This is a genomic window from Pseudomonas sp. ES3-33, assembly GCF_000952175.1.
GTDB lineage: Bacteria > Pseudomonadota > Gammaproteobacteria > Pseudomonadales > Pseudomonadaceae > Aquipseudomonas > Aquipseudomonas gregormendelii.
Map to the genome: position 1 here is coordinate 20,490 of NZ_JZRI01000010.1, position 14,071 is coordinate 34,560.

General features: G+C 62.4%; 11 protein-coding genes and 2 riboswitches. Of the genes, 4 read left to right on the top strand and 7 right to left on the bottom strand.

Features of this window, described 5'->3' with window-relative positions:
• Window positions 1–90: 90 nt before the first annotated feature.
• The 4 genes from UB23_RS01495 to cobW form a co-directional block, all read right to left on the bottom strand.
• Window positions 91–831, bottom strand: a complete 741-nt coding sequence (locus tag UB23_RS01495) for a vWA domain-containing protein (RefSeq protein ID WP_082069108.1) — start codon at window positions 829–831, stop codon at window positions 91–93.
• Entirely contained in the window at window positions 756–1,754 is a 999-nt protein-coding gene (locus tag UB23_RS01500) for an ATP-binding protein (protein ID WP_045057572.1), read from the bottom strand. Before UB23_RS01500 ends, UB23_RS01495 begins: the two co-directional genes overlap by 76 nt.
• Before the next feature lie 68 nt (window positions 1,755–1,822).
• Entirely contained in the window at window positions 1,823–5,632 is a 3,810-nt protein-coding gene (gene cobN / locus UB23_RS01505; protein ID WP_045057573.1) for a cobaltochelatase subunit CobN, read from the bottom strand.
• 3 nt (window positions 5,633–5,635) lie between these two features.
• Complete coding sequence (gene cobW, locus UB23_RS01510) at window positions 5,636–6,697, bottom strand: cobalamin biosynthesis protein CobW (protein ID WP_045057574.1); 1,062 nt, start codon at window positions 6,695–6,697, stop codon at window positions 5,636–5,638.
• Window positions 6,698–6,797: 100 nt separating this feature from the next.
• A riboswitch (cobalamin riboswitch) is annotated at window positions 6,798–7,011 on the bottom strand.
• Between the two features lie 192 nt (window positions 7,012–7,203).
• Window positions 7,204–7,432: riboswitch (cobalamin riboswitch) on the top strand.
• 119 nt (window positions 7,433–7,551) lie between these two features.
• On the opposite strand from cobW, the gene UB23_RS01515 reads away from it, so the two are divergent.
• The 4 genes from UB23_RS01515 (at window position 7,552) to cobM (ending at window position 9,705) form a co-directional block, all read left to right on the top strand.
• Entirely contained in the window at window positions 7,552–7,743 is a 192-nt protein-coding gene (locus UB23_RS01515; RefSeq protein ID WP_045057575.1) for a CbtB domain-containing protein, read from the top strand.
• Between the two features lie 11 nt (window positions 7,744–7,754).
• Window positions 7,755–8,462, top strand: a complete 708-nt coding sequence (locus UB23_RS01520) for a CbtA family protein (RefSeq protein ID WP_045057576.1) — start codon at window positions 7,755–7,757, stop codon at window positions 8,460–8,462.
• Complete coding sequence (locus UB23_RS01525) at window positions 8,459–8,872, top strand: cobalamin biosynthesis protein (RefSeq protein ID WP_045057577.1); 414 nt, start codon at window positions 8,459–8,461, stop codon at window positions 8,870–8,872. The genes UB23_RS01520 and UB23_RS01525 overlap by 4 nt, the downstream gene beginning before the upstream one ends.
• A gap of 80 nt (window positions 8,873–8,952) precedes the next feature.
• Window positions 8,953–9,705: a precorrin-4 C(11)-methyltransferase gene (gene cobM, locus UB23_RS01530; RefSeq protein WP_045057578.1), complete on the top strand. Its 753-nt coding sequence runs from the start codon at window positions 8,953–8,955 to the stop codon at window positions 9,703–9,705.
• 193 nt (window positions 9,706–9,898) lie between these two features.
• Here cobM and nfuA read toward each other — a convergent pair whose 3' ends face one another.
• The 3 genes from nfuA to UB23_RS01545 form a co-directional block, all read right to left on the bottom strand.
• A complete protein-coding gene (gene nfuA / locus UB23_RS01535; protein WP_045057579.1) occupies window positions 9,899–10,483 on the bottom strand; it encodes a Fe-S biogenesis protein NfuA in 585 nt (194 codons plus the stop codon).
• Between the two features lie 57 nt (window positions 10,484–10,540).
• A complete protein-coding gene (locus UB23_RS01540) occupies window positions 10,541–11,575 on the bottom strand; it encodes an acyltransferase family protein (protein WP_045057580.1) in 1,035 nt (344 codons plus the stop codon).
• Window positions 11,576–11,698: 123 nt separating this feature from the next.
• Window positions 11,699–13,984 carry a fatty acid cis/trans isomerase gene (locus tag UB23_RS01545; RefSeq protein WP_045057581.1) on the bottom strand — a complete coding sequence of 762 codons (2,286 nt, stop codon included), beginning with the start codon at window positions 13,982–13,984 and terminating at the stop codon, window positions 11,699–11,701.
• Window positions 13,985–14,071 lie beyond the last annotated feature (87 nt).

A 14,071-nucleotide genomic window follows, 5' to 3' on the forward strand; every position in this document is an offset into this window, starting at 1 on the left:
GATGGTCGTAAACGATGACACGGGGCGGCGGGATGAACCGGTAAAGGCCACGAGATTAAAAGATCGCAGCCTCGTTTCTCTCGGCAGCTCCTACAGGGGGACAAGTTCGTCGATGTGGCGGTAGTCGATGATTAACTCTGCGGCCAATTGCTTCGCTCGTGCCAAGCGAATCGGGCCGCGCTCTATGTCGATCAGCAGCCCGGGGCACTTGAGCGACGTCAGTATCGGCCACTCCTTCAACCGCCCATCGGTGACTAGCAATAGCCGCTGTTGCTCGGCGGGCAAGCGCTTTTGCCGCGTAGCCAGCCATTGTTCCGCCTCGGACAGTGCTGCCAGCAAAGGTGTGCCGCCTCCGGCACCCAATTGATCCAGCCAGGCGTGCAAACCGCTGGACGCCTTTAAACCTTGTACCTGCCAGCTCGGGGTCGTACCGCTGGCGGTCAGCAACGCCAGCCGCGCACGCTGGCGATAGGCGTCATCGAACACCTGCGCGAGCAAACCCTTGGCATCACTCAGTGCCTGGTGGCGACGAGTGGACGCAGAGGCGTCGACGATCACCAGCCACAGTTCATGGGGCGAGCGAGTGCGTGCCTGAAATTGCAAGTCATCACGCTGGCGCGGTCGCCCATTGAGCAAGGTGCCTGGCCAGTTGACCGAACCTTCGCGCGTCACCCGCTGCGGGCCTTGCTTGCCGCTGTCGAGATGTCCGGCGCGGGCTTTGGCATTCGCCCCCGCTGCAGATCGAGGGCGAATGCCTAGGGCTTTTTTGGCCAGCTCGGCACTTCGCGGCGAGCGCCAGTCGGCAGTGCCTGGGCGGGCATTTCGCCCCATTGGCCCTGCCCTTCCCCTGGCTGCGAACCTTGGCTTGTGGGTGGCTGGCTGGCTTGCGGCGCGGGTGGTGTGTGTTCGCGCCGACGATGGCGCAAGGCGAACTCGGCAACCGCTTCAATATCTTCTTCGCCTATCCCTTGTGCACCGCGCCAGGCCGCGTGGGCCCGGGCGGCACGCAACCAGACGAGATCAGCGCGCAAGCCATCGACGCCGGCAGCGAAGCAGCGCTCAGTGATTTTGCCCAAGGCCTGGTCATCCAGAGGAATGCTGGCCAGTACACTCCGGGCCTGCTCACAACGCTCGCGCAAGGCGTGCTGGGCGGCTTCCCATTCGGCGCAAAACGCCGCGGGATCATGATCAAACGCCAGGCGCCGGCGAATGATTTCGCCGCGTTCGGTGGGTACAGTGTGGCCACCGAGCGCAACGTTCAGGCCGAAGCGATCGAGCAACTGCGGACGCAGCTCACCTTCTTCAGGGTTCATGGTGCCGATCAGGACGAATTTCGCCGAATGCCGATGGGAGATGCCATCGCGTTCTATCAGGTTGATGCCGCTGGCCGCCACGTCGAGCAACAGGTCCACCAGGTGATCGGGCAGCAGGTTGACTTCATCGACATACAATACGCCGCCGTCGGCCTTGGCCAGGACGCCTGGCGAAAATCGCGCGCGGCCTTCATTCAGTGCCGCATCAAGATCGAGGGTACCGACCAGGCGCTCTTCTGTCGCACCCAGCGGCAGCGTGACGAACAGGCCGCTGGCGAGCAGGTCCGCCAGGCCCCGGGCCAGGGTGGACTTGGCCATACCCCGGGGGCCTTCGATCAACACGCCGCCGATCTTCGGGTCGATGGCGGTGAGGCACAGGGCGAGCTTCAGATCGTCGGCGCCGACCACGGCGGATAAAGGAAAATGCGGTGTTTCAGTCATTAGTCAGTCTCGGTCATGGTCGCAGTATCGCGAGCAGGCTCACTCCTACAGGGGGGGTAATTGCAGTCTCAAGTATCTTCTTCAATGTCCAGCAGCAGATTCTCCAGCGCCTCCTGGTACTCGCCGGGTTCTTTCCACATGCCGCGCTGCTGCGCCTCGAGCATGCGCTCGGTCATGTCGCGCAGGGCATGGGGATTGTGCTCGCGCACAAACTCGCGGGTCGCCGGGTCCAGCAGGTAAGCATCGGCGAGCAACGCGTACTGGTGATCGTCAATCAACTGCGTGGTGGCGTCGAAGGCGAACAGGTTGTCGACCGTCGCCGCCATTTCGAACGCGCCTTTATAACCGTGGCGCTTCACCCCGTCGATCCACTTGGGATTGGCTGCGCGGGAGCGAATAACCCGGTTGAGTTCTTCCTTGAGGGTGCGGATTTTCGGCAGGTCGGGCTGGCTGTGATCGCCGTGATAACTGGCCGCCGCTTCCCCGCTCAGGCTTTCGACGGCAGCGAGCATACCGCCCTGGAACTGATAGTAGTCGTTGGAATCGAGCAAATCGTGCTCACGGTTGTCCTGGTTTTGCACCACGGCCTGGACCTGACTCAGGCGCTGGGCGAACTGTTCCCGGGCAGCCGTTCCTTCGTCTGAACCGCCATAGGCGTAGCCGCCCCAGTTGAGGTAAACCTCGGCCAGGTCTTCGCGGCTCTGCCACAAGCGACCCTCGACCGCGCCCTGCACGCCAGCACCATAGGCCCCCGGTTTCGCCCCGAAAATCCGCCACCCGGCCTGGCGGCGCGCAGCCTCCTGGTCAAGCCCCGCCAGCAACAGGGTTTCCCGCTCGGCACGCACCTTGGCAGCCAGCGGATTGAGGTCGTCGGGCTCGTCGAGTTCGGCAACCGCTTGCACGGCGGCATCGAACAGCCGGATCAGATTGGCGAACGCGTCGCGGAAGAACCCGGACACCCGCAACGTGACGTCCACCCGTGGGCGGTCCAGCAGGCTCACTGGCAAAATTTCAAAGTCGTCAACCCGCTGACTGCCGGTGGCCCACACCGGCCGCACGCCCATCAAGGCCATCGCCTGGGCGATATCGTCGCCACCGGTGCGCATGGTCGCGGTGCCCCAGACCGACAGGCCGATCTGGCGCAGGTGATCGCCGTGGTCTTGCAGATGGCGCTCAAGGATCAGGTTGGCCGACTGGAAGCCGATGCGCCAGGCGGTGGTGGTCGGCAGGTTGCGTACGTCCACCGAATAGAAGTTGCGGCCCGTGGGCAGCACGTCCAGTCGTCCCCGGCTGGGTGCACCGCTTGGGCCGGCAGGGACGAAGCGGCCGTTCAACGCATCGAGCAGACCGCGCATCTCTGCCGGGCCGCAAGCGTCCAGGCGGGGGGCGACGGCTTCGCGCAGGTGGTCGAGGATGGCCGATACTTGCGCCCAGTTCTCACCTTGCGGGAGCGAATACGGTGTGTCAGGCAAATCAAGTTTGGCTGACACTGCGCTCCCACAGGTGGTTTGCACGATCAGTTGCGTGGCGAACAGTTCCAGGCGTTCGCGGGTGTCGCCCGCGGTGCGCCATGTATCATCATTGATGGATTGCAGTTCAATGGGACGCGGCCCGGTCCACGGCTCGGCCAATGCACAGTCCAGCGGATCAAAGCCCAATTCGAACGCCTTCGCCAGCGCCCGCAGCACGCTCGACTGGGCACCGCGTCCATCGCCACGAGGAATACGCAGCAACGCCAGCAAGGTGTCGATGCGCAGCCGACCGCTCGGCGACTCGCCGAAGATGTGCAGGCCGTCGCGGATCTGCGACTCCTTCAGATCACACAGATAAGTGTCCAGGCGCGGCAGCCAGATGGCCGCGTCGGCATCACTGTCCAGCTGTTCGTCCAGCTGCAGCTCTCGGTCGATATGGCTGTCGCGCACCAGTTGCAGGATGTCGCGCTGCAGCTCCCGCGCCCGACGGGGGTCGAGCAGCTGCGCATCGTAGTACTCGTCGGCGAGCAGCTCCAGGTTGCGCAGCGGGCCATAGGTTTCGGCGCGGGTCAGCGGCGGCATCAGGTGATCGATGATCACGGCCTGGGTGCGCCGCTTGGCTTGGGCGCCCTCGCCCGGGTCATTGACGATGAAGGGATAGATGTTCGGCAACGGCCCGAGCAGCGCATCCGGCCAGCAATGCTGCGACAGCCCGACACCCTTGCCCGGAAGCCATTCGAGGTTGCCATGCTTGCCGACGTGAATCACACCGTGGGCACCGTAGGTGTTGCGCAACCAGAAATAGAACGCGAGATAGCCGTGCGGCGGCACCAGGTCCGGGTCGTGGTACACCGCGCTAGGGTCAACCTGATACCCCCGAGCCGGTTGAATGCCGACAAAGGTCAGGCCAAAACGCAGGCCGGCGATCATCATCCGGCCGCTGCGGAACATCGGATCCTTTTCTGGCGCCCCCCAACGCTGCAGCACGGCCAGCCGGTTGGCCTCAGGCAGCGCGTTGAACATCGCCAGGTAGTCATCCAGCCCGAGGCTTTGCTGGCATGGACGCTGATCAATAGTGTCGAGGTCGTTGCTGACGCCGCCGAGCAGTTGCTGGATCAGCGCGGTGCCGCTTTCCGGCAGTTGATCCGGCAGCGGATAACCTTCCTGGCGCAGCGCGCGCAGGATATTCAGCGCCGCCGCCGGCGTATCGAGCCCGACGCCATTGCCGATGCGACCATCGCGGGTCGGGTAGTTGGCCAGGATCAGCGCAATGCGTTTTTCGCGGTTGGGTACTCGGGCCAGATCGGTCCAACGCCGCGCCAGTTCAGCGACGAAATCCATTCGTTCGGGCTGCGCGCGGTAGCACACCACGTCCGACTGGCTGCGCTCGCTGCGCCACGCCAGGTCCTTGAAGCTGATCGGTCGGCTGATGATCCGCCCGTCCAGTTCCGGCAGCGCAATGTGCATGGCCAGGTCCCGCGGGCCGAGACCCTGGTCGCTGGCTTGCCAACCGGCCTCGTTATCCTGGGCGCAAATGGCCTGGATCACCGGAATATTGCGGCGAAACGGCCGGATATGCGGCGCTTCGGGACTCGACTGGGCAAAGCCGGTAGTGTTGAGAATTACCGAGGCGCTGACTTCGTCCAGCCAGTCCTCGACCACCGCCAGGCAGCCGGGTTCTTTCAGGCTGGCCACGGCAATCGGCAGCGGGTTCAACCCAGCCGCCTGCAGGCGCTGGCAGAAAATATCGATGAAGGCGGTATTGGCCGCCTGCAGGTGCGAGCGATAAAACAGCACGGCGGCCACGGGCTGCCCGGCCTGCCAGTCGGCTTGCCAATCGGCTAGTACAGCTGGGCTTCGCTGCGGATGGTAGATCGCCGTGCGCGGCAAAGCCTGCGGCTCCGCCCAGGGGTAGTCGCGTTCCAGCCAACGACTGGCCAGGCAGCGAAAGAAATCCAGGGCATTGCCCAGACCGCCCTGGCGTAGAAACTGCCAGAGCCGGTCGCGGTCTTCGGCGCCCACGGTACTGAGGTCGCTGAGTTCCGGGTCGGGACGGTCATCGCCTGGCACCAGAATCAGTTGCACGCCACGTTCGGACAATTGCACCAGGCGCTCGACGCCATAACGCCAATAGGCGATGCCGCCGTGCAGCGAGATCAGAATCACCTTGGCATGGCGTAGCACTTCATCGACATACAGGTCGACCGAGGCATGATTCTGCACCTGCATCGGGTTGGCCAGGCGCACGCTTGGATAGTCGTCGGGCAACTGTTGCGCGGCTTCGGCGAGCAACGCCAGGCTGGAGTCGCCGCTGCACAGGATCACCAGCTCAGCAGGGGTCTGTCCAAGATCGGCAATATTGTCATCCGAAACGAAACCGCCGGGCTGGGTCCTGAGCAGGTGCATGGCTTATACGCTGAGCGCGGCGCGCAGTTGTGCTTCGAGTTGGGCGGCGTCCAGCTCCTGGCCGATCAGCACCAGGCGGGTGGTGCGCGCTTCATCGGCGCCCCACTGACGGTCGAAATGCTTGTCGAAACGCGTGCCCACGCCTTGGATCAGCAGGCGCATCGGTTTGTTCGCAATAGCTGCGAAACCCTTGACCCGAAGGATGCCGTGCTTGACTACCAGTTGCGTCAGGGCGTCCAGCAGCAGGCTTTCATCCGCCTGGGGCAGTTCGATGGAGATCGAATCGAAGGCGTCGTGATCGTGATCGTCTTCACCTTCGTGGTGATGATCGTGATGGCTGTGACGGCTGTCGATGTGTTCTTCGGAACCGGCACCCAGGCCAATCAGCACGTCCAGGGGCACACGACCGCTACTGGCTTCGATGACCTTGACCGCCGGCGGCAGTTCCTCGGCGACTTCCAGGCGCACCCGGGCCAGGTCTTGCGGGCTGATCAGGTCGGCCTTGTTGAGGATGACCAGGTCGGCGCTGGCCAACTGGTCGGCGAACAGTTCGTGCAGTGGCGATTCGTGATCCAGGTTCGGGTCGAGTTTGCGCTGGGCGTCAACCTGGTCAGGGAACGCAGCAAAGGTGCCCGCCGCCACGGCCGGACTGTCGACCACGGTGATCACGGCGTCGACGGTGCAGGCGCTGCGGATTTCCGGCCACTGGAAGGCTTGCACCAGGGGCTTGGGCAGGGCCAGCCCGGAGGTTTCAATCAGGATGTGGTCGAGGTCGGCGCGACGGGCCACCAACTCGCGCATCACCGGGAAGAACTCTTCCTGGACGGTGCAGCACAGGCATCCGTTGGCCAGTTCATAGACGCGGCCGCTGGCTTCTTCTTCAGTGCAACCGATGGAGCACTGCTTGAGGATTTCGCCATCGATACCCAGTTCGCCAAATTCGTTGACGATGACCGCGATGCGCCGGCCCTGGGCGTTGTCGAGCATGTGCCGCAGCAAGGTGGTCTTGCCCGAGCCAAGGAAGCCGGTAACGATGGTGACGGGAAGTTTGGCCAGTGTTTTCATCGGATGCCCTTTGGCAAGGTGGCGGGCATACGGGACGACAATCGCTGCGACTGAAGCGCGCGCGGGAGAGTTCGCCACCGGATCACCCCGCCCGGTTGTAGTGAGAATCTGTATCGAGGCAGGTCTCCTGGCTGACGGCGTGCCGGGCATGCAGCCTGGCATTCGCTGCGCCTTCCCGCGAACCCGTTGTACAGGGCTTGCAGTGGCGTGGCAGCGAACATCACCGTTCACAGTTGCGGGGGCAGCCGCGGCATTGACCGCGTTCCCTTCTTAGCTTCGGCCAACGCCGAAGAACCTCGAAAGCGCAAGGCTACGCATGGTATCGGGGCGGGTCAATGCTCCTGCGGTAAACACTATCCCCTGCAGGAGCTGCCGAAGGTTGCGATCAGTTGATTGTGTCTGTCAAACAGCCAGATCAAAAGATCGCAGCCTCCGGCAGCTCCTACCGGGGCCGACCCCCAATTGAGAACCTCTGCCAATTGACGCCAAACCCCGCCTCATGCTCTCCTACGCAACTTGTTACGGGTGCCCTTCACAGGGTGAAACGGGAAACCGGTGAATCATGTGCTTTACTAGAAGCTCATGTCAGTCCGGTGCTGCCCCCGCAACGGTAAGCGAGCGAAGAGTCAGATCCACTGTGCCAGCAGTACGGCATGGGAAGGCGACTCTTGCAGGTACAGGCGCAAGCCCGCACCCCTCGCGAGCCCGGAGACCGGCCCGCAACGCATGGCGAACATCAGGTTCGCTGACCAACAAACCCGCGGTGGGCGGGCGCTGTTTGAGCTTCGGCGTGCCCGTTCGCAGGAGTTTTCCATGCGCTCCATAACCCCGCTGACAGACCAGAGGGAAGCGCCATGTCGACCATCAGCACCACCGGTAGCCGTACCACCAGCAGTACCACGACCCTGACCCAACGCCTGACCGCCGCTGTTTTCGCGTCGATCCTGGGCGCCGGCCTGGTGTATTTCGCCGGTTTCTCGCACATTGAGGCGGTGCACAACGCGGCGCACGATACCCGTCACAGCTCCGCGTTCCCGTGCCACTGAGACCTGCCCAGATGATCAAGCGTATCGCGCAAACCGCAGGTTTTACCGGGTTGCTGGCCGCCCTGCTGCTGACCCTGCTGCAAAGCCTCTGGGTCTCTCCGCTGATTCTGCAGGCGGAAACCTACGAACAATCCGAACCTGCCACGGTTCAAATCCACGAACACGCAGCCGGCGCTACCGCAGCGCACAGCCACGACGCTGAAGCCTGGGAACCGGAAAACGGTTGGCAGCGCCTGCTGTCGACCACTGGCGGCAACCTGGTAGTCGCCGTGGGTTTCGCGCTGATGCTGGCCGGCCTCTACACCCTGCGCGCGCCAACTCGCACGTCCCAGGGCCTGCTCTGGGGCCTGGCCGGCTACGCGACCTTCGTCCTGGCGCCAACCCTCGGCCTGCCCCCTGAATTGCCGGGCACTGCAGCGGCGGACCTGACTCAACGGCAGATCTGGTGGATGGGTACAGCCGCTTCCACAGCGGTCGGTATTGCGTTGATCGTCTTCAGCCGTCACTGGCTGATGAAGGTCCTTGGCGTGGCGATCCTGGCCGTGCCACACGTGATCGGAGCACCACAACCCCAGGTGCATTCGATGCTCGCGCCAGAGGCATTGGAAACCCAGTTCAAGATTGCCTCACAGTTGACCAACGTGGCGTTCTGGCTGGCACTGGGCCTGATCAGCGCCTGGCTGTTCCGGCGCAAAAATCCTGATCAATACCCGGCATGACCCAAGCTGGCAAAGTGCCGACGCTGGTCGTCGGCCTTGGCTGCCAGCGTGGCTGCCCTCTCAGCACGCTGCGGGCGCTGCTGGACCAGGCGCTGCAGGCCCACTCTATCGAGCTCGAGCAGATCAGTGCCCTGGCGAGCATTGACCTCAAGCGAGAAGAGCCAGGCCTGATTGAGCTCGGCGTCCAGCTTGGGCTTGAGGTGCAGTTTTTCAGCAGTGAGGCACTGGCCAGGTATCAGGGCCAGCTCAGCCATCACTCGGACATCGCTTTCGAACGTACCGGCTGCTATGGAATCGCTGAAAGCGCTGCCCTCGCCCTGGCCGAACAGTTAGCCCGCACCCCGGCAATACTCTTGATTTCACGACAAAAATACGCCCAGGCCACCCTCGCATTGGCCCGCGCCGTTTAGAATCCCCGATAATCCCATGCCTGATCATGAGCAATCTTCATCTGAAGCCTGCCCATGTCGCTTTTTCACAGGATACGACGATGACCGTTTACTTCATCGGCGCCGGCCCCGGCGACCCGGAACTGATCACCGTCAAAGGCCAGCGCCTGATTCGCAGCTGCGCCGTCATCATTTACGCCGGCTCGCTGGTGCCCGCCGCCGTGCTCGAAGGCCATCATGCTGAACAGGTGGTCAACAGTGCCGAATTGCACCTGGAACAGATCATCGAACTGATCAAGGCTGCCCACGCCAAGGGCCAGGATGTGGCGCGGGTGCATTCCGGCGATCCGAGCCTGTATGGCGCCATCGGCGAGCAGATTCGCCACCTGCGCGAGCTGGGTATCCCTTTTGAGATCATTCCCGGGGTGACGGCCACGGCAGCCTGTGCCGCGCTCTTGGGTGCTGAATTGACCCTGCCGGACGTTTCCCAGAGCGTGATTCTGACCCGCTACGCCGACAAGACGGCGATGCCGGCCGGTGAAGAACTGGCCAGCCTGGCACAACATGGCGCGACCATGGCGATCCATCTGGGGGTCAGCCACCTGCGCAAGATCGTGTTCGAATTAATCCCGCATTACGGTGCCGACTGCCCGATCGCGGTGATTCACCGGGCCACCTGGCCTGACCAGGATTGGGTGGTGGGGACTTTGGCAGATATTGCCGGGAAGGTGGAAGCGAAGGGTTTCCGGCGTACAGCGCTGATTCTGGTGGGTCGGGTGTTGGGCAGTGATCAGTTCAGCGAGTCTTCGCTGTATCGTGCGGGGCATGCGCATCTGTACAGGCCCCAAGAATAGAAGATCAAAAGATCAAAAGATCAAAAGATCAAAAGATCAAAAGATCGCAGCCTTCGGCAGCTCCTACGGGAGGTGCGTTATTCTGTAGGCGCTGCCGAAGGCTCGGGCCGCGTTCGGACGGTCTTTTGGCTTCAGGCATAAAAAAACGGCACTCACGGGTGCCGTTTTTTTGCTTGCGCAGCGAACACCTTACTTAGTAGTAGGCGTTTTCTTTCTGCGTATGGTCAGTCACATCGCGCACGCCCTTGAGCTCCGGCACACGCTCGAGCAAGGTGCGCTCGATGCCTTCGCGCAAGGTCACGTCTGCCTGGCCGCAGCCCTGGCAACCGCCACCAAACTTGAGGACGGCGATGCCGTCGTCGACCACATCGATCAGGCTGACCTGGCCGCCGTGGCTGGCGAGGCCCGGGTTGATCTCGGTTTGCAGGTAGTAGTTGATGCGCTCGTTGATCGGGCTGTCGGCGTTGACCATTGGCACCTTGGCGTTGGGTGCCTTGATGGTCAACTGGCCACCCATGCGGTCGGTGGCGTAGTCGACTACCGCGTCGTCCAGGAACGCTTCGCTGAACGAATCGATGTAAGCGGTGAAGCTCTTTAGCCCCAGCGCCGTGTCTTCAGGTTTTTCTTCGCCCGGCTTGCAGTAGGCAATGCAGGTTTCGGCGTACTGGGTGCCGGGCTGGGTGATAAAGACGCGAATGCCGATACCCGGGGTGTTCTGCTTGGAGAGCAGATCAGCCAGATAATCGTGGGCGGCGTCAGTGATGGTAATAGCGGTCATGGAAACTCCTCGCAGGCTTGGGCGCAGTTTACGCCAATCAACGCGCGGGACAAAGTCCTAGTATTTTTGTCGGGAAAGAGCCGGCGACGGTTGAGCCTCGGTTTTGCCATCAACACGCTGTTTAAGCCACCGATAGCTGGATTTTTCCACCCAGTGGTAGCTGGCCCAGGAGCCCACGGCGATCGCCAGCACGCACAGCACAAACATGACGTAGGGGTTCACGCCATACCGTTGTGCGATAAAACCACCGGCGGACAGCACCAGCACATGCATCAGGTACACCGAGTAGGAACAATCGCCCAATAGCTTGAGCGTTCGATTGTGTTCAAAGAAACGCTCAAGCGCCATGCACGCCATGACCAGCACCGCGCTTGGCAGGCCCCAGACCACAAAGCGCGGTTGCGGGGGCGAATGGTAGATCATCAGCAACGCGCCGCTGATGCCCACCAGTGGCAGCCACAGGCCCGGGCGGATCCAGCCGCGGCGGTACAGCATGCCGATGGCGATACCCAGCAGGAACTCATAGACGATGTCCGAGCGATAGAACTGGCTGACCCAGCCATAACCCGTCCATGCCTGGCACACCGCGAACAATAACGCCCCGACCACCAGCAGCCTGACCTGCAGGCGGAACAACAGCGCCCAGGCGAACAGCACGTAGAAGAGCATTTCGTAGTTGAGGGTCCAGCCGACATTGAGTGTCGGATAAATGCCGTAGCCGCCGGGGTTTTCGCTGGGAACGAACAGCAGGGACAGGAGGAAGTGCGACCAGTCAACGGTCTGGTCTGGTAGCACCGGCTGGGCGAACACCACCAGTAGCGCCATCAACAGGGTGTAGAACCAGTAGGCCGGAACGATGCGAAACAGTCGATACAACAGGAATTTTCCGGGCGGCAGTGCTTTGCCTTCGGTGGACAGAAAGATCACCAGGCCGCTGATCACAAAGAAAATATCAACGCCCACCGCGCCCTTGTCGATGAACATCTGCCCGATCGGGCCACGGGCCTTGAAGTCGAAGAATATCTGCATGAAATGGTGGCAAACCACCGTCCAGGCGGCCAGGGCGCGTAATGCCTGTACAGAAATCAGCATTGATTGCCCTCCGTTGAACATCCACAAACCACCGCAATCGACCTGTGGGAGCGAGCAGGCTCGCTGCCACAGGTACATAAGTGTGCCCTGTAGATCGGACAACGGCGCGCCGACAAAGGTCTATCAAAGATTCTCGTAGCGGTTCATGTCCAGCACGCCCTCTTCCTCCGGCTGGGTCTCGTGCACATAGCGGCTCAGGTCGTGAAAGTACTGCCAGAACTGCGGATGGCTGCGGCGGATGCCCCAGCGCTCGATGATTATCTCCAGGCGGTTGGCGTCCTTGGCATTCTCCATGGCATCAACGAAAGCTGGCACCTGGTCGGCAGGAATGTTGAAGATGAAATTCGGATAGCTGCTCAGCACACCTGGAAAAATCGTCAGGGTGTCCAGGCCGGGTTGATAACGCAGTGACTCGCCCAGGAGAAACGCGACGTTGCTGTGGGCGCGATTGCGCAGCAGGCTGTAGACCTCACGCTGACCGCTGGCACTCTGCACGCGCAACAGGGTGGCTTCCGGCAACAGGTCGATGACCCTCAGCCCGGCGGCCGGGCGCGAGGTCAAGCGGCTCAAGGCTTGATCGGCATTCTGCAAGTCCGGGTCGATGTTGGGGCGCGAGCAATACGCACCGTCACAGCGATTGATCGGGTCGGGGCTGGCGTTGAGGTCGCCGTAGCGGGCCAGCAACTGCCGGGCAAAGTCACGCTTGGGGTCCTTTTCATCGAGCTTGAGCGCAGTGTCCTTGTCGTCGTCGATGCTCTCGTAATCCAGCCACATCTTGATTTTACCGCTGTTCTGGTACCAGTCGTCGAGGTAGCCCTCCCGGGAATCGGCGGGCATCAGGCGCAGGAAATTCTGCTCGGCGCCATTGCGGATCAGGTCGAAATACAACCGCGTCTGCGCCTGGTGCGACACGTTGCCGAACACGTCGAAGTTGACCGCCAGCTGGTAATAGGTGCGTTCCAGCAGCGGATAATCGAACAGCCACATCGTTTGCGGCACTTCGCCAATCAAGCCCTTGGTCACCGACGCGCTGTCGAAATGGCGGAAGATACTCAGCAGCGCATTGTCATTGCCCGCCCACAGCGTCGACCAGCTCGGCGCCGGCGCGTCGGCATAACTGTCGCGGCGCAAGGCTTCGTACTCATTGCGTTTATTGCGGTAGTCGTGCCACAGGGTCAGCACACTGCCGACTTCATCGTCCTGCCCGGGCATCGCCAGCAGCGGCGTGGCCTGGCCGCGATAGTTGGGGTCGGTGATGTAGAGGTCGTGCTCCGGCGCCTGGAACAGTGCCCAGAAGTTATCGCGGATCACGTCGGTGGCAATCTGGCCACGGCACACCGGACCGCGAATAAAGGTGCGCACGAAGTACTCGGCGTTATCGAGCATGAACTGATAGCGCGCCTGGGCCGGGATCGCTTCGAAGGTACTGAACGGGTTGGCCCGCCGTTCAGGGCCATAGCCGGGCAAGGCATTGACCTGCCAGTTACCGGTGTAGAAAAGGCTCTTGACCCGGGCCATCTTCGGCGCGCTCAAGGGGTAGCTGATGTGAGTCTTGTGCACGATTACCCCTTGCACGGGCCGCAGGCGGTAATACACCTGGGTCCCGGGGTCGTCGTTGGGACGCCGGGTCTTGATCAGGTCGATGGGCTGGCCGGTGGGTGCTCGCGAGCGCACCCACTGGAAAAAGTGCCCGGGCTCGCCGTCCTTGAAGTACAGGTGGGCCAGGAACCAGTGTTCGAACAACCAGCGCCCCACCAGGCTTTCCCGGGCACCCGGCGCATTGAGCAGGTTTTCCCACTGCAGCACCTGCAATGCTTCCCGGGCGGACGGCTGCAGGCCTTGCTCATCAATGGGCGCGCCCGAGGCCAGCCAGCGTTGCAGCGTCTGGTATTGCTGGTCGGTCAGGCCTGTCACTGCAAGCGGCATGCCCTCTTTGGGGTGGGCACCGGCGTAGCCGTCGAATTCGCCCGGCATGGCACACATGTTGGCCCGGTTCAGGCCAAGCGCGATCTCCTCGGGCAGTTTGGCATTGGGCTGCAACGGCGTGCGGTGGCCCAGTTCCAGCATCCGCGCCATCAGGGAAGCCTGGCTCGCCTGAGCGTCGAGCACCGAATAGAAGCCCTTCTGCTGCCAGGCCTGCTTGCCGAACGCATCGTAATACAGCCGGGTTGGCGCGGCCGCGCTGGTGCGTTCGCCGTCGTAGACCGGGGTCTTGCTGGCGCCCCGCGCCGCGCCCTCGCCGCTGCCCAGGTTCAACTGACAGGCGGCGTCATTGCAGGCGTGGCAGGCTACGCACTTTTCGGTGAAGATCGGTTGAATATCGCGGGTATAGGAAATGGCCGGCTCCTGCGCCGCAGCGCCCCAGCTCAAACACAGCACAATCATGCTGGTGACGAAGCGATACGACATGTCCCTGGTCCCGATCATGAGAAAACGCCGCGATTCTACCGGCACGGGGCTATCACCAACATGAGCGATATTCATGCAAAACCGGTA

Coding starts and splice junctions, on each gene's coding strand:
- UB23_RS01495 (WP_082069108.1), bottom strand. CDS start 831: ATGGGGCGAAATGCCCGCCCAGGCACTGCCGACTGGCGCTCGCCGCGA.
- UB23_RS01500 (WP_045057572.1), bottom strand. CDS start 1,754: ATGACTGAAACACCGCATTTTCCTTTATCCGCCGTGGTCGGCGCCGAC.
- cobN (WP_045057573.1), bottom strand. CDS start 5,632: ATGCACCTGCTCAGGACCCAGCCCGGCGGTTTCGTTTCGGATGACAAT.
- cobW (WP_045057574.1), bottom strand. CDS start 6,697: ATGAAAACACTGGCCAAACTTCCCGTCACCATCGTTACCGGCTTCCTT.
- UB23_RS01515 (WP_045057575.1), top strand. CDS start 7,552: ATGTCGACCATCAGCACCACCGGTAGCCGTACCACCAGCAGTACCACG.
- UB23_RS01520 (WP_045057576.1), top strand. CDS start 7,755: ATGATCAAGCGTATCGCGCAAACCGCAGGTTTTACCGGGTTGCTGGCC.
- UB23_RS01525 (WP_045057577.1), top strand. CDS start 8,459: ATGACCCAAGCTGGCAAAGTGCCGACGCTGGTCGTCGGCCTTGGCTGC.
- cobM (WP_045057578.1), top strand. CDS start 8,953: ATGACCGTTTACTTCATCGGCGCCGGCCCCGGCGACCCGGAACTGATC.
- nfuA (WP_045057579.1), bottom strand. CDS start 10,483: ATGACCGCTATTACCATCACTGACGCCGCCCACGATTATCTGGCTGAT.
- UB23_RS01540 (WP_045057580.1), bottom strand. CDS start 11,575: ATGCTGATTTCTGTACAGGCATTACGCGCCCTGGCCGCCTGGACGGTG.
- UB23_RS01545 (WP_045057581.1), bottom strand. CDS start 13,984: ATGTCGTATCGCTTCGTCACCAGCATGATTGTGCTGTGTTTGAGCTGG.